This window comes from Mycoplasma sp. 3398 (genome assembly GCF_053851555.1).
On sequence record NZ_JBSQAW010000004.1, the window covers coordinates 33,930 to 55,561 of the forward strand.

A 21,632-nucleotide genomic window follows, 5' to 3' on the forward strand; every position below is an offset into this window, starting at 1 on the left:
TCCTTACATACTTTTCTAAAATTAGTTGAATGCTTCATCACTAGCAAAACTTACTTTGTAACCATTAGATTCAAGTTGACTCTTCAATGTAGTTGCCCCCTGTGGAACTTGAACTTCCCTCGAAATTCCTGATAAATTAATTAAGATGCTTAAATTTGTTAAGGCTGAACTGGTCAAATTATCTTTAGTTGTTAATCTAACATTTTGCGTAACACTACCATTACTAAATTCAATTTTAGTTGGAGGAAATCCAGGTTCACCGCGTGACATTACGGTGTCAAATTGTGCACCATCTAAATCATCACCACTAATTTCGTATCAGGCTTTATCACTAAAGAATTTAGCATTTTTTAATTTTCTTGGTTTATTTGATGATTTAATGTAATCATAAAAAATTAAGCCTTTTAATGATCTGATAGAAGGAGCTCTTGAGAAATCAATTCTTGTTGGATAACTATTTCCACCTTCATTGGTATCTGGATTTAGACCAGGGCCGAACCCACCTTGAAATATCCCTTCATTATTTCTAGTGTAATAAGCCATTCTTAAACCATTGTTAATTCTTTCATATTTCTTTTGCGGATCCGATTCATCTCTTATTAAATCAGACTCTTCAAATGCTAAGGTGTTAAATGTAATTCTTGAAGCAATTTCGGCTCCGGGTCTAGTATCTCAACTAACATTGTAATCAATAGTATTAATTCACTCAACATTACGCAATGCTCATGGGTTAATCGATCAATCATCAAGTAGAGAATTACCTAAGGTAAATAACGCTAGTTCCTTAATGTTTTTATTTTCTAATTCAACTAATGCTGATGTATTAGTTGCTCTATGATCAAAGAAAAGTTCTAATTGCGGCAAGTTATCAGGTAAAGCTCTTAAAATATCTTTGAATTTTTGGTTAGGATCTTTTTTACCCATATTTTTTATACGATATGAAGTAATTTCAATACCTTTATTCTTTAATGATTCAATTAAATTCTTAGTTTTCTCATAACCATCATAGTTAGCAGCATCAATTTCCACAATGTAGCCTTTATTTAACTTACCTTCTTGCGGTTTTTGTCTTGTTAATTCAGTTATGGTTATACCATCATTATTTCCAACATTGAATTGTTTAAATTGTTCAGATTGGGTAACATCTCTTTTATTTCATCCTGGATATACACCATTTTGAATTTGTTCTGGATTTCGACCAAAATATCCCTCAATGCCAAAAGCACGACGGTCACGATTATCTCTTTCACGTCTAGCTATCTCGCCATTATAACCAGGAGCTGGTGAATAGCTATATGAGTCAATTTCTCCATTTTCATTAATATATGCATTATTAGGAGAAGCAGTATAACCTTGTTTTAAATATTCTTCTGCTCCTTTACCTAATTTTGTAAATTTTGTATAATCTAAATTTTTAATTAATCAAGCATATTTAACATTTTTACTCTTAAATTGTTTATTAGGATATTGTTTTTTTGCATCCTCTTTTAAGAAATTAACAACATTAGGGCTATCTAGAAGACGTCTGAATTTATCAATTAATTGAGTTCATACTTGACTATTTAATTCAATATATCTATCAGGGTCAAATAATTCAGTTTCATCAAGTAGTACATCATCGATAAGGCTTGGGAAATAGTTTTGTAGTCCATCTGCATTATTATTAATAAGTTGTTTAAGAGTTGCTTTTCTTAACTCATCTGTTACTTCAACACTTTTAACATTTCCAACAATTTCATTTACATAAGGATTTTTATTAGTAATTCCTGCAGCAACATCGCGAGGGTCTAATGGTCTAGTTGGAGGTGGTGTTACTTCAGCTAGAACCTGAACACCATTAATTGTAATAGTAATTCTTTCGCTTCTAGGTGTAGGGGCAGGTTTAGGGGCAGGGGCCGGTTTTGGCGCTGGTTTGGGAGTTGGTTTTGGTTTCGGCGGAACCGGAACAGGTTTCGGCGGAACTGGGATAGGTTTAGGTTTTGGTTTGGGTTGTGGAAGGGGGACTGGGTTTGTTTTTGGTTCAGGTTTTGGTTCGGGTTTGGGTTGTGGTTTGGGTTCAGGTTTTGGTTCGGGTTTGGGTTGTGGAGGAACTGGGATAGGTTCTGGTTCGGGTTTGGGTTGTGGAGGCACAACAACAGGAGGTTTTGGAATTTCTTTTAAATTCTTATCAGTTATAGACACATCAGCTTTAGTTACATCGGGTGTACCTTTGTGAAATATTTCAGAGTTTTCACCATAAATATTGTTAAATTCTATACCATTTTTATTCTTTTGGTTAGCAGCAAAAATAGCATTACCTATAATTGCTGAACCTAATATTGTTGATCCTAAGGTAAATAAAACGATCTTATTCTTTTTACTCTTTAAAAGCTTCATATTTTCTCCTTAAAATAATTTCAATTCATAAAAAATCTTATGAACCTTTAATTTAACCTACATTATACTAAAATTTATATAATAATACACAAAAATAAGCATAAGTTAACTACTATCTATTTTCTCCAAACTAACAATAGTTAGTCTAAAATAATAAAAAGAGATTTTACTACTTAATTTAAGGTGTTTTTTTATTTTTAATTCCTATCATATTATATTGCAAATAAAATAGGATTGTTAATTTGCAAATATACTAAGAATATACAAGTATAATAAAAATGCCTAGGCAATTTTGCCCTAGACCTTTTTATTATTTTAAAATTTATTTAAATTAATCTTCGTCAACCGAAACTTTTCCGCCACGTTTCTTAATAATTTCATCAGCTAAATTGCGAGGTAATTTTTCATAATGATCAAATCACATTTGATATGTACCACGTCCAGTTGTCATTGATCTTAATTGAGTTGCATATCCAAACATTTCGTTTAATGGAATGTATGCTTTAATAACATGCGCTCCATCATTTCGAGTTTCGTTATCTCTAACTTGACCTCTTCTACGAGAGATATCTCCCATAACATCACCAAAGAAATCTTCTGGCACAACAACAGCAACATCCATAATTGGTTCTAATAAAACAGTCCCCAATTGTTCACGGCCCTTGGTCAATGATTTTGAAGCAGCAATTTTATAAGCAAGTTCTGATGAATCGACTTCATGGTAGGAACCATCAAATAGAGTTGCCTTAATATCGATCATTGGATAACCGGCAAGAATACCAATTTCCATTTTTTCTTTAAGACCTTTTTCGATCGATTTAATGTACTCTTTAGGGATTTTACCACCAACAATTTTATCAATAAATTCAAATCCACCATCAGGGTTTGGTTCATATTTAATTCACACGTGTCCATATTGCCCCTTACCACCAGATTGCTTCTTATGAATACCTTCAACTTCTGCTGACTTAGTAATTGTTTCACGATATGATACTTGTGGAGCCCCAACACTTACTTCAACCTTAAACTCACGTTTTAGTCTATCAACAATAATGTCTAAATGAAGTTCACCCATACCAGCAATAATAGTTTGCCCAGTTTCTTCATCTGTATAGTATTTAAATGTAGGATCTTCTGCTCCTAAACGTTGTAGAGCTAATGAAAGTTTCTCAGAAGCATCTTTTGTTTTAGGTTCAATTGCTTGTGAAATAACTGGCTCAGGAAAATTCATATTTTCCAAAACAATTTCTTTATGTTTTTCATCGATAAGTGTGTCACCAGTTGTTGTGTATTTTAAACCAACAGCAGCACCAATATCACCAGTTCTAACCTCATCAATATCAGTTCTTGAATTAGCATGCATTAATAAAATTCTACTAAATCTTTCTTTTTCACCTTTTGTTGAATTTATTACATATGAGCCTTTTGAGATAACCCCACTATATACTCTAAAGAAGGTTAAATTACCAACAAATGGGTCATTCATAACTTTAAATGCTAATGCTGAGAAAAATTCATCATCAGAAGCAGGAATTGAAATTTCTTGTTCACCTTTGTATGCCTTCATTGCGGTAATATCCAATGGTGAAGGTAAATATTCAACAATAGCATCAAGCATTAACTTAACACCTTTATTCTTAAACGAAGTTCCGCAAACAACTGGGAAATATGTTGAAGTTAAAGTAGCCTTTCTAATAGCTTTTTTCATTAATTCAGCCGAAACTTCTTGTTCCGTTAGGATTAATTCAGTAATTTCTTCATCAAAATCTGCTAGTGATTCGGCAAGAGAAGCACGCATTAAATTTGCTTCGTCCTTTAGATAATCAGGAATTTCGATTTCCTTCATATTTTCGTCGACACCACCATCAAATTCATAGGCTTTCATGGTTACTAAATCAATAATTCCATTAAATTGTGATTCTTCACCAATATTAAGTTGGATAGCATGTGCATTAGCACCTAATAGCTTTCTTAGCGACTCAACAGATGCTTTGAAATTAGCACCCATTTTATCCATTTTGTTAACATAAACAATTCTTGGAACTTTATAGTTGGTTGCTTGTCTCCAAACAGTTTCTGTTTGAGGTTCAACACCTGATTGAGCATCTAGAACAGCGACAGCACCATCTAAAACACGCAACGAACGCTCAACTTCAATAGTAAAATCAACGTGTCCAGGTGTGTCAATAATGTTTAATCTTTTATTCTTTCAATATGCAGTTGTAGCTGCGGAAGTAATAGTAATACCACGTTCTTGTTCTTGAACCATTCAATCCATTTGTGAAGCACCTTCATGTGTTTCACCGATTTTATGAATTTTTCCTGTGTGGTATAAAACTCTTTCTGTAGTTGTAGTTTTACCTGCATCAATATGAGCCATAATTCCGATGTTACGATAATCTTCTAATTTATATTCTCTTGACATACTTTGTTCCTAAATAAAATAAATAATTTAAATAAAAATAGGTAATTATCATCTAAAGTGAGCAAATGCCTTGTTTGATTCAGCCATCTTGTGGGTATCGTCACGCTTTTTGATAGCTCCACCCATTTTATTTGCTGCATCAATGATTTCATGTGCTAACTTTTCTTCCATTGTTTTGTCATTTCTTAATCTGGCATATTGAATAATTCATCTTAGTGCTAATGTTTGTTTTCTTTTAGCACTAACTTCACATGGAACTTGGTAATTAGAACCACCAACTCTTCTTGAACGAACTTCAAGTTGTGGACTTACATTTTCTAGTGCAGAATTGAATACTTCCATTGGTTCTTTACCGGTTTTGTTTTTAATAATTTCAAAGGCACTGTATAAAATATTCTCGGCAACAGATTTTTTACCATCTAGCATAATTGTGTTAATTAATTTGGTAATAATTTTTGAGTTAAAAACTGGATCTGCTAAGACATCTCTCACAGGTGCTTTATGCTTTCTTGACATATTCTTTCCTTTCTATTTAACTTTCTAATTAATTACTTTTTGGTTTTTTTGTTCCATATAGAGAACGACCTTGTTTTCTATTGTTTACCCCAGCGGCATCTTGAGTACCACGGATGATAGTATATCTAACCCCAGGTAAATCTTTAACTTTACCTCCACGGATTAATACAACTGAGTGTTCTTGTAAATTGTGCCCTTCACCAGGAATATAAGCAGTAACTTCTTGTCCATTAGATAATCTAACACGGGCGTATTTACGAATAGCTGAGTTAGGTTTCTTAGGAGTCATTGTAGCAACCCGAGTACATACACCACGTTTAAATGGGGCTGGAATTGCTTTTTCTTTTTTTTGTAAAGAGTTGTACATCTTTAATAAAGCAGGGGCTTTAGATTTAGTTGTCTTATCTTTACGGCCTTGTTTAACTAATTGCGCAACTGTAGGCATTTTTTTCCTTTCTTAACATTGTTTTACATATTTTCAGATATTTTTAACTCTTATTTTAAAAATACTAAATTATTATACAACAACTAAACCAGTGTTTTTACTTTTTTATGTTTTTTATTAATAAAAAAGCAGCCAGATATAATTAGGCTACTAAAATTTCTTGGTAATAATATCAATTTGCTCTTTTTCTTTCTTTATTTGTTGTTCAAATGCCTTAAGTTTGCTTATTTCTTTGGTGATTTGGCTAATATTTCAATCATATCTAAATACATGATCTTGCAAATATTTCTTAATTTTTAAAATCAAGGGCGTGTATTTAACATTAATCAAATTATCTAGTGTTCATTGTGAAAAATTACTTAGTTCTTCAAAAAATTCAGAAACAAGGCGAGTATTATTATTGTACATATCCACAAATTTCTGTACTAAGTTTTTAAATTTTTGTTTAGCTTTATTTATAAAAACGTCAATATTATTTTCATGAGTTATCTTTTCTTCTTTTAGAGACCTTAGAAGATTGCTAATTTCATCCTTTAATTTAATAACTTCTTCATTCTTAGAACTTCCAAATAATGCATCAACATTTGCTAATAAATTTATAATATCATTCTTAAGTGAGTTAATTACATTATATTTTAACTTTTCGAGATTTTGACTACATGAAGCAACAAGGGGTGCAATAGTAATAACCGGCAAAAAACCTAGTACTAATTTTATTTTTTTAGCCATAGCAAAAGCAAATTATTTAGTTGCTAAAAATTTTGAAATTAAAAATTGTTTATATTCATGCATAAAATCAATAAGTTCTTTTTCATAAATAATATTTGAATCTTCATAATAATATGAAACATTCGAATGTGGATTAAAGAATAAATCTTCAACTTCATTATCACGATAAAATAATCATGAATTTTTAGTGGCGCTTTGATATAAAGGATCATTAGCACGAGCCGTGTATACATATTCCTCATATTTTTTATTAAATTCAGCTTTTGACATTGCTGCTAATTCCTTAGTTTCGTTAAGAATTTTAGCTTTTTTGTCCATTTTATCCATCCAAATAATTTCCTGCTCAATCTTTGATAAATCTTGATTGTGAATTGGTGTAGTAAATTCCGCAATATCAGAAATTTTTTGAGCATTACTTTTAATTTCGTTTTGGACTTCTGCAAAATACTCTACTTTAAATAATTGATTTAAAAATAAGTTATATTGTTTCTCGAATTTTATTTGATCCATATTATTATAAAATTTCATTCATCTTAATAACACATTAGATAATAAAAGATTAGAAGATTTTAACTTATCAAACTCTATATTAATTTTTTCAGGATATTTGGCTAATTCTTGTTTTTTTAATTCCTTAAGAGAAATAATTTCATTATACACTGCCTCATTTTTATGTTTATATTGAGGATAGTTAAAACTTATGTAATAAATCACAACAAATGCGATACCAAACGAAATTAAAAGAACGATAGCAAAAGAAATAAATGTTATAAATAAAGGAATATATGAGGTAATGGTGTCTTTATATTCTAGATACTTCATTTCTGTAACCAGACCTGAATTAAATTTCTGGGTTGCAGTTCCCATATATGAATATACTTTTGACAATGATACAGATGAAAAAATAATTTGGATAGCTAGAATAACTAAAATTGTAACTATATTATAAAACGCGGTACTTTTTATATTTAACCCTTGTATATATTTTTTAAATAAAAACCCATCTAGTACTGCTTTTGTTTTATTAATGCTACGCTTAAAATTAATAAAAAACTTAATTATTAAATATAAATTAACTATTGCCAAAAGTGTCAATATTAAACCATAAATTAGAAAAGGATTAGAACCGACACTTTCAGAATTATTGGGAACCTTTGAATTCTGTCCTTGTAAAAACAGCTGGCTCATTTTACCTCCTAAAAATTAATCATAATCATTATTATTCTCAATATCTTTTATTTCTTTGGCATTATCAGATTCATCTTCTTTATTATTTTCATTGTTACTCATATTAGCTTTTTCGTTATGACTATTATTATTTTCAAATATGGCACTGATTTTTTCAATTAATTGCTTACGCTTTAATTCGCTAGCACCAAATATATTTAATTTTTGCGCCATAATTATCAGTTTTTCATCGCTTAATGTTTCTAATTGTGAGCTATATGATTTATTATTTTTTTCCTCAATAATCTCATCATTGTTTTTTTGTTCATTATTATCAAATATAGAAGGTTGTGTAGAATAAGTTTGTTGGTTAGTTTGTGAAAACTTTTGCCCAAAAATTTCATTTATTCTACCTTGTTCATTGTTGATTCTTACAATTCTAAATAATTTTACAATTCTTGAAAACGGCCAATATATTGTGAAATATCCTATTAAAAATATGATTGTAACAATAAGATTTAAAATTTGGTTTATATCCCATGGTTTAATTCTAAAAATACCACCGGCTGAGAAAAATAAATTAATAAATATAATCATAACAGTCATGCTATATAAAGTCAGTAACCAAGGCGAATATTTTGTGAAATCTTTTTCTTTTAGTGAAAGTGTCAAAGAAACGATATGTCAAATCAATACAGCTCCAGAGAATAATGCCACAACGATAGAAAATGCAAATTTTCTTATAAACAAATCTTCAACTGAAGCATTAATGGTAGATATCTCATAACTAGGATTTGCATTTGAAAATGCTTCTTTATAATTCAATAAATAGACTTGTTTTCTAACTGCATACTCAATAAATATGGCCATTAATGATAAAAACATCACAACTAAAAATGCTGTAAATAATATTGATTTTACTAAAATTGCCTTTTTGTTGTGTTTGTAAAGTTCATCAATTGAGTTGTATTTATTTATATCAATATTTTTCATAAACACCTCCTTTTTGGTTTTAATGAGTTTACTTAATTTTAAAATATATTAGAATTATAACTAAATTTTATCTACCTTGCTCGATTTCTCTTTGCATTAGTTCGGGAATAGGAGCCTCAAGATGTATGTTTCTTCCCTTATTATCAATAAAATCTAGTTGTGCAGCGTGGAGCCTTTGATTAAAAGAATCAATTCTTTTATTATAAACAGGGTCCCCATAAACTGGATGCTTAATATATCCTAAATGCACTCTTATTTGATGAGTTCGTCCTGTCTTTAAATTACATTTTACTAATGTTTTATCTTTATTATCAATTTTCAAATATTCAAGACATTCAATCATTGTATATGCATTTTTCGAGTTTTGATCGCTAACAGCAAATTTTTGACGATTTTTTATATCTCTTCCAATGGGCAAATTAATATGCATTTTTTTGTTAGCTATTCTTCCATCAACTATAGCAATATATGTCCTGTTAATCTTATGTTCTTTAAGCAAGGAAGCAAAATAATTGTGGGTTGAATTATTTTTAGCAATAATTAATAGCCCGCTAGTATCTTTATCTATCCTATGGACTATGCCAAGTCTTAAAAGCCCATTAACATTACTTAAATTATTTTTAAAGTGGTACATTAAGCCGTTGACCAAAGTATTATTCCTGTGGCCAGGGGCCGGATGAACTACTAAACCCGAAGGTTTATTTATAACCAAATAATCTTCATTTTCATATACAATGTCAAGGCTGATTTCTTGTTCCTCAATCTTTATTTGTTTATCGATGACTCTAACAATTTCTATTTCATCATTGTTTTTAATAACAAATTTGTTTTTATTAATTTTAATTCCGTTAACAAAAACAGCCCCCTCTTTAATTAATTCTTGAATATCATTTCTAGTTATTGAAGAATTATTTGCTATATATTTATCAATTCTTTCAGAATAGTTTGCAACAAGTTTCAACATAATTTTTAAATTATAACAAATGTTATAATAATAGCATGAAGTTTTTGGAAATCAAAAAATCAAAATTTATCCCCATTTTATTTAATATCAATTCAAAAGAAGATGTAAGAAAAAATATCGAATCTCTTTGAAAAGAACATAAAAAAGCAAAGCACATCGTTTATGCTTATATTATAAAAGACAATAATGTTATTATCAATGGATATACTGATGACCGTGAACCAAAAGGTGTGGCTGGGATTCCTCTTTATAGCTATTTAAATAGTAAAAATTTAAAAAATAAATTATTAGTTGTTATTCGTTATTTCGGTGGTATTGAATTAGGAAGAAGTAATCTATTAAGAGCTTACTTGCAAGCAGCCAAACTACTTTTTAATGAGTAAATAAGATTAAAATTCAAATATAAGTCTCGCTTTTTTTAAAATTAATGTTTTAAATATTTTTAATATTTAAAAGCTCTATCATTACACTAGATTGAAATTTAGCAAAATAATGGAGGAAAAATTTAAAGAATTTATTTTTAGATTTAGTTGAAACTACATGTCTTTTTAAAATTAACATCAATTATATCCTTGTATAATAACTAGTTTTATTAGTGGTTTTTTATAGTTATCATACTATCAATGGTTATAACCTATTCTAACTTAAAGATATTAAACAAAACATATCAATGTAACATGAAAGAAAGTAAAAAGCAATTATAAAAACTAAGAAAAACCCAAATATACTTTTTCTAATTCTTTCGAACCTTTTAAGGCAATCCTTTGAATTAAAATTATTTAATAAATTAAAGCAAAACTCCATCTTGAGATCCTAAAAAAATAACTAACAAACTAGTATAGAAAAAACCAAAATTGCAAATCCAAGAAATAATGAGAAAGATAAAAAATCCCCTTTTAAAGATATAATAATATAAAATTTTTCCTAATTTTGAATTCTAATTTGTTTTGTATCCTTAGATTTTAATTTTATTTTGTGTTAAAAAACTTAGAACCCAACTAAAATAACAATAGTTTCAAAAAATGCTATTTTCACCCAATGTTCAAAAATTATGAATTATTTATAAATAAAAAGTAATAATTTTATATAATTTTTTATTTATTTAGATTTAGCAATTATTAAAAAACTATAAACACTAATTTGCCTATTTTTTTCTTGAAATAAAACTATTTTTTTGTTCTATTAATCTGGCATATTTATTAATATAATAATAAGATATATTTTATACCTAAAATAGCATAATAATAAATTGATTTATAGTAAATTTTTTCATTAAAAGGAGTAATATGAAGTTTAAGTTAAGCCCATTGTTAAGTGCAGTTATAATAGCTGCAACACCATTAGTAATTAGTGCTCAAAACAATATGGCCAACAATATCGAAAAAGAGGAAAAAAATTCTAGCAATAATGTTAGCGTTTATGCAACTGAGGCAATATCGATACCCACAAATGATGACTATAATGATGTTGAAAGTTATAACATTTACTGAGAGACTGAAGCTTTTAAAACTCATTACAAAATGTTATTTGCATATAGAGTACTAAAAAAATTAATTAATTTTCAAGGTGAGAAATTAGAGATACTTCCATATAAAGAAAAATTAATGGAATTTAAGATTTTTCCTGATGGTGTTTTTGATAAATTTAACAATGAATACTTTTTTTATGACCATAATCTTTTACATTGGGCAACCTTTATTAAATTATGATCAGATGTTAATTTTGACTATAATGTTTTCTTACTTAATGAATACAAAAAATTAAACATTGATAGTGTTTATAAGGTTGCGGATGATTTAAGATCAAATGTAACTTCCGGAAAATTTTCATCAAAAATTAGTGATATTTATATAGTCCAAACTATTATTGCTCATTTTGAAGCCATTAATTTATTGATTAAACACAAAGAAAATTCAAATATTAAAAATTTGATAAAAGATCTATTTAAGGTGCAAAGTGGCATTAATTCTGCAGATCCTGCTTATTTAAATACCTTAAAAGATTCACTGCCAATTCTCGAAAAAATTAAAAAAGAAGCGAATGATAGTATTATTGAAGAAATTATAAAAGAAGTTGAATCAGAATTTTCACATGATAAGTTAATGTATGATGCATTAATTTCCGCACAAAAATCATACGGTTCTATCGAATACGATGAAAAAATTAAACCATTAGTTAAACTAGTTTCGAATTCTAGCACAATGGAATTTTTGGAAAATCTTAAAAATTCAGCTAACAATATTTATCTTAGTGAAAAACAAAAAGTCGATATGGCATTTAATAATTTAAGAAACAAAGACCCTAATATTAAAGAAAAAATTAATAAAGCACGTAATGTAGGAATTTTAAGGGAACTTTATGCTGATATTATGGCTAAAAAAATACAGGAATATCAAAACGATGTAATGATATTAATCGAAAAAACAAAGGGTTCTAGCATGTATGATGATTTTATGAGAACATTTAGTACCATAAAAGAAAAAAATGAGCAGCAAATTGAACAAAGAAAAGTTGCAATAGAAGCTTTTGATAAAAAATGAAAAGATTTTGGCCGTAACCATACTAAAATTAATATTGATATTAAAAAAGAAAAAGATGAACTTAATACTAAATTATCAAGTCAAATAGAAAACCAAAGGATTACTATTAAACAATTTAATGCTCTTAATGATGAATCAACTAATTTGTTTTCTGATGAAAACAACAAAACAAAATTGCTTATAAATAGCATCAACTCAGTAGACCAAAGAACTAAAAAACTTGAAGAATTAAAAAAAGCAAAAAACATTGAAGATCTACAAAAATTAATAGTAGAGGCACAAAAAATTAAGAATGTAGAAGATTTAACAAAAGCAAGGGAAGAAGCTACAAAAGCACTGAAAAAAATTGAAGGTTCAGTGAATTATGAAGAATATAAAAAACAACATAGTGAAGCGCAAGATGATATTACCAAACTAACTAAGTTAGCGGATAAAATAAATGCTGAATACAAATTAAAAAGAAATGAAGTTGAAAAAAATCTAAAAAGTTTAGATGATAAAACAGGATTCGAACAAGCGCTAGAAGAAGCTGATAATATTCAAAAATTAAATAAATTAAATGAAGCACTATTAAATCAAATAAAAGAGCAAGATTTAAACAAATTAATAAAAAGAGCACAAAAAGCCGTTGATCAAACTGAAGGTTCAGAAAGATTTGAAGAATTTAAAACGTTGTTCGCCAATGCAAAAAATGATGTTGTTAAACTTACTAATGTAGCAGAAAAAGCAGAAGAAATTTATAACATAGAAAAGCAAAAAATATTAGATACGTTTAACAAATTGTTAGATAAAAAGGATTATCAAACAAAAATTAATAATGCAAATAATATAAAGAATCTAAAAATTCTATTAAAAGAAATAACTCAAGAAAAAATACTTCAAGAAAATGCCCAAATAAAAAAAGAGGCGAATGATGCTATTGACAGACTAGAAGGTTCTGAATTAAAAAAACAACTAGGTAGGGAATTAAGCAACAACAAAGAAAATACTAATAAAATAAAAGATATTGCAGCTAAAGCAACACAAGAATTTAATATGGAACTTAATTCTACAAAAGAAGAACTAAACAAGCTAATAAATTCAAATACAAAAAAAGAGTTAGAAAAATTGATAGAAAACGCCCAAAATATAAAAGAATTAAGAATTATTAAATTGAAGATTCAAAAAGCAATTACTGAGCAAGAAACAAAATCTAAAAAAGAAGGCAAATCAAAGATAAATGTAGCAGCGATTGTAGGGCCTCTTGTGGTAATACTAGCATTAGCTGGCGCAAGTGTTGGGACTTGATATGCAGTTAAACGTCATAAGATTCAAAAAAGAAAAGAAATAAACAAAAATTAGGTCAAAATAAGAAAGTCTTGAATCTCTTATGAGGTTTTAGACTTTTTTTTGACAATTTTTAGCTAATAAAAAGCAAAAAAGTGTTACCATAAATAATTTTGTGCATTTTTTTAAAAAGCTTATTTCTTTTTGATGGCTCTTTAATAAGAGTTTATTTTACAACCCAAAATCAGTTAGAAAAATGAAATAAAGTTGTTCCTAATTGGGGGCCTGTTTTTAATCGATCACAAATTATTTTTGAAAAAAATAAATAATTAAAACAACCAAACAACATAATGTTGCTTGGTTGTTTTTGTATAATAAATTTAGATTTGTGTGGTTGCTATTCTCAAATCTCTTACTAAAAATAAGCCAGAGATAAATTTACACAAAATTATCTACACTACCACATTATTTTTTTATCAATCTTATTAATGATATTAGTGACAATATACCAAATATCGCAGCTATCGCTATACCAACATAAGATATAATTCTTATATCACCAAGTTTCAAAAAGCCGTTTAGTTTAAACACTAGTTTTCCAAGCGGTGTAGTAGCATTTGATAATAATGCTTCATTACTAAATGTAATAGAAGCAATTATTGAAGAAACAACAAGTATTGGGAAGCTTATTATCAAACATATTACCCAACCAATTTTATGACCCATATTTTTTCCTTTCAATCTTAAAATAATTATATATGTTTTTTAAATGAAAAACTATTTTTTGACCAGTTCATCATGCACATATTTTAGAAGTAGCATACAAACAATAAATAGTTTTTGAAGCTTTGTTTAATTTTTTTGTATTGTCCACTATTAAATTAAAACAGGTTTTTTATAAAATAAATAAAAAAGAGACTTTGATATATTTCAAGTCAAGGCCTCTAAAAATATAGAATCTTATTTTTGTTCCATTGCATCATCTTGTATCATCATAGTTCTTTTATGCAAAACCTCGCACTTTTTCATTTTCACTTCATATGATATAACAAATGAAAATTGCACTGTATAAACAATTAATGATACAATTTGCCATACAAGAGCCCCGATTAAACCATTCAAGGCAGCTTCCTCACCTTTGATATTTTTATCTACAATACTCAAAATAAAGAAAATAATTCATCATAAGTTATTTAAAATAAAAATAAATAGCATTCAAGGACTTATTGATTTAAAGTTTCTTGTTTTTAATCCTTTTATTAGTTGGGGCATAAAAGCTAAGGTTGTTCCCGCAGGCGTAATTAAACCAATAATAAGTGATGTAACTTTATCAAATACCGCAATTCTATTCCCAACAATTGGATAAAAATAGCCAGTATTAATCTTTTGAAATACTAATACTATAAATACAGCGAATATCGAAGTTGCAAATAATTCTACTAAAACTATAGCTGCCGTTGCAAATTTTTTTTGATTTTTGGTAATTGCTTTATTATAGTGATATAAAAAATACATTGTAAAAGCATATATAAAAGAACAAATTAAGTTTGCTAAAAAAATGTATCAACCGTTTTCATCACCTGTAAATACACCATAAATTAACCAAATAATAATTCCAATATAAAAAATTCAAAATGAATAATAATTTATGTTTTCAGCTTTTTTGGTTTTAACAACCCTAACTAGTTGAGGAACACCTAAAAGAATTGTCGCTATCGCTCCTAATGCTCCAAAAAACTGAATAGATATTTCTAATGCTGTCATAACTAAAAAATTATACATTAATACTAATTTATAAACATAATATTGCCTAGTTTTTAATATTTTTTTATAGCAAAAACATATTATTAAAAATTATTATAAAAACCATCTAAATTTTGCTATGTAAAATTAGAACGTTCAAAAAAAAAAAAAACACCAATTTGGTGTTAAGTCATTTCTGAAATGGTGGCTCCGGCAGGAATCGAACCAGCGACACACGGAGCTTCAGTCCGTTGCTCTACCAACTGAGCTACAGAGCCATGGCGGTCCAGACGGGAATTGAACCCGCGATCTCTTCCGTGACAGGGAAGCGTATTAAACCACTTTACCACTGGACCGTGGTTGCGGAGATTGGAATCGAACCAATGACCTTTGGGTTATGAGCCCAACGAGCTGCCGCCTGCTCTACTCCGCTATATTATGGCGGGCAATGAGGGATTTGAACCCCCGCGGGCCGTGAAGCCCCTGGCAGTTTTCAAGACTGCTCCCTTCAGCCTCTTGGGTAATTGCCCATGGTGGACCCAACAGGACTCGAACCTGTAACCGACCGGTTATGAGCCGGTTGCTCTAACCATTGAGCTATGGGTCCTAAAATTTCACTATTGGGTTTTACATTTGGTAGCACCGAAGAGAGTCGAACTCTTGACCTTCCGGGTATGAACCGGATGCTCTAACCAACTGAGCTACAGTGCCATAATGGTGGAGAGGAAGGGACTCGAACCCTCTACCTCCTGCGTGCAAGGCAGGCGCTCTGGCCAGGTGAGCTACCCCCCCATAAATGGTGAAGAAGACAGGATTCGAACCTGCGACCGCTTGAGCCCAAGTCAAGTGCTCTACCAAGCTGAGCTACTTCTCCACACAGAAATTTTTGCTAAATGCTTTATTATTATATATTATTTTTTATGTTAGTTATTAATTTTTTTAAAAATCTTCGCTGTTTCAAATAAACTCATAATCCTTAATTTTAATAGTATCACCATCTTTAATATCGGAATTTTTAATTAAATCAAATACACCTAATGATTTTAATTTGTAATTAAATCTTCATAAATTATCAATAGAAATAACAGGAATTTTTTCATAAACCTTATAAATATCACTGCCAACAATTTCATAAGTATCATCAGACAGTTTGATAATTTCTATTTTCTTTTTATCTAGCGAAATAACAACAACTTCTTCAGATTCTTTTAATTCATTAACAATATTAATTTTAGCTTCTTGTAGAGTTTCTCATAACACCTTTTTTATTTCTTCTATATGCGAGTCAAGCAATGATGAATTTTCTATTAATTTAATATTAGGGTACTTACTTTTAAATTTTTCTAAATGAGTTTGATATGATTCGAGATCAGATTTGTTAGCTACAACAATCTGTGGTAATTTTTCAAGTCTAAGATTATAAGATCTTAGTTCATTATTAATAATTTCATAATCCAAAATTGGGTTTTTATTTGAATCACCAAAATCAATAATGTGGCATATAACCCTACAACGCTCAATATGCTTTAAAAATTGAATCCCAAGGCCTTTGCCCTCCGAAGCTTTTTCTATCAATCCAGGCAAATCTGCCACTACAAAAGTATTTTCATAAAATTTAACTAAACCCAATTGTGGAACAAGTGTTGTAAAATCATAATCGGCTATTTTGGGTTTAGCATTAGAAATTTGAGATAAGATTGTGCTTTTCCCTGCGCTTGGTTTTCCAACAAAGCCCACATCAGCTAAAACCTTTAATGTTAGATGCAAATTAAATCTTTCACCTAATGTTCCGTTTTCGCAAATTCTTGGAGCAGTATTTCTTGATGATTTAAATCTTAAATTGCCCTTACCACCTTTACCGCCTTTAGCAATCAGATATTTTTCTTCTGTAACAATATCAGCAACTAACTTGCCATCATTATAAACCATAGTGCCCAATGGCACCTTAACAATTAAATCATCAGCGCCTCTGCCAAAAGCATTTTTAGGTTTCCCGTTTTCCCCATCATTAGCAACAATCTTTTTTTGGTAGTAAAATGGCAATAATGTATTTTGCCCAGGATCACCCTGAAAATATATTGAACCTCCATTTCCTCCATCGCCGCCGTCCGGACCGCCTTTATCAACATTAGCCTCACGACGAAAACTAATGATCCCATCACCGCCTTTTCCGGCAATAACCAAAATATCAACTTCATCTATAAATTTCATGTGTTTTATTTTATCAAAAATTTAGATAAATTTAGCCATTATGAGTAATTATTAAATAGTTTAAAAGCAACCTTTTTAAAATTGACAAGGTTGCTTTTCTATTATTTAATTTACTTTTTTTATGATTCAATGGTTTTATTTAATTGTTGCAATAATTCATCTGTTAGTGACAATTTTTTATAAAGATCTTCGATATTTTTCTTCCAATCTTCTTTTGCTTCTGAATCCGTTATTTTTTCTAGAAGCTTAATTAGTTTTTCATATAATTCTTTCTGCTTTGCAAGGTTCTTAGTTCATGTTTCTTCTGCTTTGGCTCTTGCTTTTTGTGAAAATTCTTCAATTAACTTATCACCTTTTTCTTTGGAAAATTCCGTTATAAGTTCTTTTATTTTTCTAAGAAGTTCTTCATCAACATCTTTATTCATACTTTTTTCTTCTTTAAGTTCCGAGAATCTACTATTAATTTTTAGATTTATTTCGTTAGCTAAATTAAGCAAGAAGGAAAGTTCTGTTTTATCTTGAGCTACTTTTTCTCTAGTTAGTTTATTTATTTCATCTCCATTAAGTTTAGATTGTAAATCATCAATCTTTTTATTAACATCATTTCATTTTTTTTCATAATAGGCAAGTAACTCTTCAAATTTTTTTATAATGCCATTTTTATCATTTGGTATATTATCATCTTCTTTTTTGATCTTTGATTGATCATCCTTTTTTGGTTTATCATCATGTTTATCCATAGGATCATTTGGGAGGGGTGTTTGTTCAGGTTTTTGTTCAGGTGTTTGGGGATTTTTTTCTTCTTTTTTATTGTCATGTTTTGGATTATCTTGTTGAGGATTTTTACTTGACTGATCTTCTTGCTTTCCTTCGCCGGGTTTTTGGGGATTCACTATTGGAGGAGTAGTATTACTTCCTTGATCTGGTGTCTCATGCTTATCAGGTTGTTTTTCTTTTGGCTTATTTTCAGGGTTGCCTTGATCGCCAGGTTTGCCGGGACTATGCGGATTGCTTGGTTCAGCTGGTTTTTCTGGTTTTTTAGGCCCTGGGTTAGATGGATTTGAACACGAAACCAACGCAGCTCCTGTAATGACTGGTAACGAAATAGATGTCAATGCTAATAGCAATTTATTTGATTTTTTCACTTGTTCTCCTTATTGTTAAATTCCTTATTTTGATAAAAAAGAATCTTTTTTGCTTTTATAGATATTCCATAATTTCAATTATATTATAAATGAAAAATGGTCTTATTTCTTAATAACTCTTGCAAATAAGATTTCGTTAGCCTCAGGGTACAAATTATCAAATTTGGCAAAATTAGTTATTTGTTCGTAATTAATCAAATCTATCTTAATAAAACTAAATATTTTTTTCATCTTTTGAGGCATGACAACAGATAACATTAAGGCTATGCTATAAATCCCGTTAAGCAAGGTATTTAAAACGCAATTAAGTCTATCTAAATCTTCCTTCAACAATCATGGTTTTGTTAAATCTATATATTCATTTAATTTCGAAGACAAATTAATAGCATTTTTAATTGCCTTATCAGCATGAAATTGATCAAATTCTTTTTTATATTCCTCATAATAAACACTTAATGAGTCTAATATTTTTTGATCGATTTCAAGCAAATTATTCTTATCAAAGTATGTGCCATTTGCAAAGTTTTGATTAACCATTTTGATAGTACGATTAACAAGATTACCAAAATTATTTGCCAAATCTGCATTTAGGACGTTAATTAAAAGTTCTTCACTAAAAGAAAAGTCATTATCGATATTAACCTGCGAACAAAAGAAATATTTAATTTCCTCAGCTCCGTATTTGTTAATTAAGGGAATTGGTTCCACAATGTTTCCTTTTGATTTTGACATTTTACCCTCGGGAGTAATAATTCATGAATGAACAACTTCTTTTGTCGGTAGATTGATATCAAGTGATTTTAAAAATATTGGTCAGTAAATTGAGTGAAAACGCGAAATTTCCTTCGCTAAAACGTGAACACGTTCATTACCATTACGCCAAAATTTATGATAATTATCATCGTTATTTGTTTCATATCCCAAAGCAGTTAAATAGCTGAATAATGCATCTAATCAAACATAAATAACATGTTGCTTTTCATCATTATTTTTTTGTTTAGGTACATTGATTCCCCAATCAAAGGAAACCCGAGTAATTGATAGATCTTCAATTCCTTTGGAAAGAAAATTACTCTTTAGCTCCTTGGCAATATTTTTATTAGTTAAAAAGTTAGAATTTATATCAAAAAATTCATTTATTCAAGGTTCCAACTTTTTCATATCAAAGAAATAGCTTTCTTCTTTAATTTCTTGAAGCTCATGACCTGATGTCGGATGGTAATATCTTCCGTCTTTATAGATAGCTTGTGTTTTAGTGAAAAATTCTTCATCGCTAACCGAATAAAGACCTACATACTTATCTTTAAAAATAAATCCCTTTTCGTACATTTTTTCGAAAATTTTAATAATTGCTTGTTCATGTTGTTTACTTGTAGTACGACTGTAGAAATCATAGTTAATTTTCAATAAATCTCATAAATCAATAAATTTCCGAGATTGAATATCAACATATTCTTGAGGGGACAAATTATATTCCTCAGCTTTTTTTTGAATTTTTTGACCATGTTCATCAATACCGGTCACAAATAAAGTTTCGTATCCTTGAGTTTTTTTATAATTTGCAAAAACTCATGCCAGTGTCGTTGTTAAGACATGACCAATATGTAAATTTCCGCTAGGATAATATATTGGAGTAGTTATATAAAATGTTTTTTTTGAATTATTCATGTTTTTCTCCTTTTTGTTTCATTGGGATATAAAGTTTTTGCGTTTCTGGGCGATATGAATGGTCGTTTTTATCATCATTATGAAGATAAATATTTGGTTCAAAATACGTGCCTCAACCCGAGTTAAATCGTGATTCAACTAAACAAAATTTAGGTTGAGAATTGATTCTAGTGAAAACTAGTTGCACTCTTTTTGGTTCAAAATTATATTTGCGCAATAATGATATTAAATCAATATATCTAGCAATTGGAAGCACAACACTAAAATAACCTTTTTGCTCAATTATTTTAGAAGATAAAGAAATAAGTGTTTCTAAATCTAAATTAATTTCATGTGTAGCCAGTTTTTGCGCATATGTACCAGTTTTTCTAACTTGATTATAGTTTTCATTGTAGTAGGGGGGGTTAGCAACAATTGAAGAGTATTTCTTAGCAAGATTATTCCCACATTTAAAAGCATAATCTTTTGCATATTCTTTAAAATCAGCTTCAAAAATTTTTATTTGGTCTTCCAAATTATTTAAACATACATTTTGCTTAGCCAACAAAACTGCTTTTGGTTGAATTTCAACTGCGTCAATTTTTATTTTCTTGGATCTAGCGGCCATAAAGATTGATAATGCTCCATTATTTGTACCAACCTCGAGCATATTCGATACATTGCGATTAATTGAAACGAAATTACCTAATAAAATTGTATCAACAGAATAATTAAACATCTCCTTATCTTGATAAACAAAGAGGTCATTACCATATCCTAAGTTATTTTTAAAAACACCGATTTTTTTCATAATAACTAATTATAAATTAATATTTTTTTTGATACTGCATTAAGTTAGATTAATCTTTTTGTTTTAATAAAATGTTTAAAACCTCATAATTTATAAAAGCCTTATACATAATGATAAATAACAACAAACTAGTTATCAAAAAAACAAATATTTTCCTTAAGCAAATTAAAAACCAGAATGAACCTGGTTTTTAGTTTGAATTTCTATTTTTTTTCATCGGGGATGCCATATATATCAATAATCGGACCTTTACCCTTAATTCCGCCTGAGAAAAGATCATAAAGATTATCTCATTTTGATGGCCCACTTAAATCTTGAACTTTCGGTTTAGAATCACTTTTTTGTTCTTGTTTAGATTGCGCTTTTGGTAAGGATTGCATTGGTTTTGCTATACCGGGTTCATCATCTTCGTACCATGGTTCATTATGTTCTTTTTCATTATTTTTTGAAAAAATATCTAAATCACCATAAAATGCATCATCTAATGGAAAATCAAATCCATGATTGACATCATCCTTAGTTTTGTCGTATTCTTTATATAAATTCTTGTAATAGAAGTTTTCAATTACATTCTTAATTTCTTCATTAGTTGGGTCACCAAAATCAATTTCAATTTTTGGTGCTTCATTTTTTATATTATTTATAAGATTATTG

At 29.1% G+C, this 21,632-nt stretch carries 17 protein-coding genes and 8 tRNA genes; 2 read left to right on the forward strand and 23 right to left on the reverse strand.

Annotation, left to right across the window (positions count from 1 at the left end):
• Window positions 1-21: 21 nt before the first annotated feature.
• The 8 genes from ACWXVK_RS01895 to ACWXVK_RS01930 form a co-directional block, all read right to left on the reverse strand.
• On the reverse strand, window positions 22-2,376 hold the full coding sequence (locus ACWXVK_RS01895) for a putative immunoglobulin-blocking virulence protein (RefSeq protein ID WP_456017075.1): 2,355 nt from the start codon (window positions 2,374-2,376) through the stop codon (window positions 22-24).
• A gap of 331 nt (window positions 2,377-2,707) precedes the next feature.
• Entirely contained in the window at window positions 2,708-4,801 is a 2,094-nt protein-coding gene (fusA, locus tag ACWXVK_RS01900; protein ID WP_456013528.1) for an elongation factor G, read from the reverse strand.
• A 45-nt stretch (window positions 4,802-4,846) separates the two neighbouring features.
• Window positions 4,847-5,317: a 30S ribosomal protein S7 gene (gene rpsG, locus ACWXVK_RS01905; RefSeq protein ID WP_438340318.1), complete on the reverse strand. Its 471-nt coding sequence runs from the start codon at window positions 5,315-5,317 to the stop codon at window positions 4,847-4,849.
• Window positions 5,318-5,345: 28 nt separating this feature from the next.
• A complete protein-coding gene (rpsL, locus tag ACWXVK_RS01910; protein ID WP_438340319.1) occupies window positions 5,346-5,762 on the reverse strand; it encodes a 30S ribosomal protein S12 in 417 nt (138 codons plus the stop codon).
• Between the two features lie 150 nt (window positions 5,763-5,912).
• Window positions 5,913-6,491: a hypothetical protein gene (locus tag ACWXVK_RS01915; protein ID WP_438340320.1), complete on the reverse strand. Its 579-nt coding sequence runs from the start codon at window positions 6,489-6,491 to the stop codon at window positions 5,913-5,915.
• Between the two features lie 12 nt (window positions 6,492-6,503).
• On the reverse strand, window positions 6,504-7,679 hold the full coding sequence (locus ACWXVK_RS01920; RefSeq protein ID WP_456017076.1) for a hypothetical protein: 1,176 nt from the start codon (window positions 7,677-7,679) through the stop codon (window positions 6,504-6,506).
• Between the two features lie 15 nt (window positions 7,680-7,694).
• Complete coding sequence (locus ACWXVK_RS01925) at window positions 7,695-8,651, reverse strand: hypothetical protein (RefSeq protein WP_456017077.1); 957 nt, start codon at window positions 8,649-8,651, stop codon at window positions 7,695-7,697.
• Window positions 8,652-8,718: 67 nt separating this feature from the next.
• The gene (locus ACWXVK_RS01930) at window positions 8,719-9,615 is read right to left on the reverse strand and encodes an RluA family pseudouridine synthase (RefSeq protein WP_438340323.1); all 897 of its coding nucleotides are present in this window, start codon (window positions 9,613-9,615) and stop codon (window positions 8,719-8,721) included.
• 35 nt (window positions 9,616-9,650) lie between these two features.
• On the opposite strand from ACWXVK_RS01930, the gene ACWXVK_RS01935 reads away from it, so the two are divergent.
• Window positions 9,651-9,998 (forward strand): YigZ family protein, encoded by a 348-nt coding sequence (locus tag ACWXVK_RS01935; RefSeq protein ID WP_455966342.1) that lies wholly within the window; start codon window positions 9,651-9,653, stop codon window positions 9,996-9,998.
• 903 nt (window positions 9,999-10,901) lie between these two features.
• Window positions 10,902-13,496: a hypothetical protein gene (locus ACWXVK_RS01940; protein WP_456017079.1), complete on the forward strand. Its 2,595-nt coding sequence runs from the start codon at window positions 10,902-10,904 to the stop codon at window positions 13,494-13,496.
• A 390-nt stretch (window positions 13,497-13,886) separates the two neighbouring features.
• On the opposite strand, the gene ACWXVK_RS01945 is transcribed toward ACWXVK_RS01940, so the two are convergent.
• From ACWXVK_RS01945 to ACWXVK_RS02015, 15 genes are all read right to left on the reverse strand, one after another.
• Window positions 13,887-14,147: a hypothetical protein gene (locus ACWXVK_RS01945; RefSeq protein WP_438340326.1), complete on the reverse strand. Its 261-nt coding sequence runs from the start codon at window positions 14,145-14,147 to the stop codon at window positions 13,887-13,889.
• Between the two features lie 234 nt (window positions 14,148-14,381).
• A complete protein-coding gene (locus tag ACWXVK_RS01950; RefSeq protein WP_455966346.1) occupies window positions 14,382-15,185 on the reverse strand; it encodes a SemiSWEET family transporter in 804 nt (267 codons plus the stop codon).
• 181 nt (window positions 15,186-15,366) lie between these two features.
• Window positions 15,367-15,442, reverse strand: a tRNA-Phe gene (locus ACWXVK_RS01955).
• 1 nt (window position 15,443) lies between these two features.
• A tRNA-Asp gene (locus ACWXVK_RS01960) sits at window positions 15,444-15,520 on the reverse strand.
• Between the two features lies 1 nt (window position 15,521).
• A tRNA-Met gene (locus ACWXVK_RS01965) sits at window positions 15,522-15,597 on the reverse strand.
• Window positions 15,598-15,603: 6 nt separating this feature from the next.
• A tRNA-Ser gene (locus ACWXVK_RS01970) sits at window positions 15,604-15,694 on the reverse strand.
• 1 nt (window position 15,695) lies between these two features.
• Window positions 15,696-15,771 (reverse strand) — tRNA-Ile (locus ACWXVK_RS01975).
• Window positions 15,772-15,798: 27 nt separating this feature from the next.
• Window positions 15,799-15,875 (reverse strand) — tRNA-Met (locus tag ACWXVK_RS01980).
• A gap of 4 nt (window positions 15,876-15,879) precedes the next feature.
• Window positions 15,880-15,956 (reverse strand) — tRNA-Ala (locus ACWXVK_RS01985).
• 5 nt (window positions 15,957-15,961) lie between these two features.
• Window positions 15,962-16,038 (reverse strand) — tRNA-Pro (locus ACWXVK_RS01990).
• Between the two features lie 65 nt (window positions 16,039-16,103).
• Window positions 16,104-17,375: a GTPase ObgE gene (obgE, locus tag ACWXVK_RS01995; protein WP_456017080.1), complete on the reverse strand. Its 1,272-nt coding sequence runs from the start codon at window positions 17,373-17,375 to the stop codon at window positions 16,104-16,106.
• Between the two features lie 119 nt (window positions 17,376-17,494).
• Window positions 17,495-18,520 carry a hypothetical protein gene (locus ACWXVK_RS02000; protein ID WP_456017081.1) on the reverse strand — a complete coding sequence of 342 codons (1,026 nt, stop codon included), beginning with the start codon at window positions 18,518-18,520 and terminating at the stop codon, window positions 17,495-17,497.
• A 102-nt stretch (window positions 18,521-18,622) separates the two neighbouring features.
• On the reverse strand, window positions 18,623-20,188 hold the full coding sequence (gene metG / locus ACWXVK_RS02005) for a methionine--tRNA ligase (protein ID WP_456012822.1): 1,566 nt from the start codon (window positions 20,186-20,188) through the stop codon (window positions 18,623-18,625).
• On the reverse strand, window positions 20,181-20,978 hold the full coding sequence (locus tag ACWXVK_RS02010) for a tRNA1(Val) (adenine(37)-N6)-methyltransferase (RefSeq protein ID WP_456017083.1): 798 nt from the start codon (window positions 20,976-20,978) through the stop codon (window positions 20,181-20,183). Before ACWXVK_RS02010 ends, metG begins: the two co-directional genes overlap by 8 nt.
• 203 nt (window positions 20,979-21,181) lie before the next feature.
• The coding region (locus ACWXVK_RS02015; protein WP_456017084.1) for a hypothetical protein at window positions 21,182-21,632 on the reverse strand (451 nt) is incomplete at its 5' end.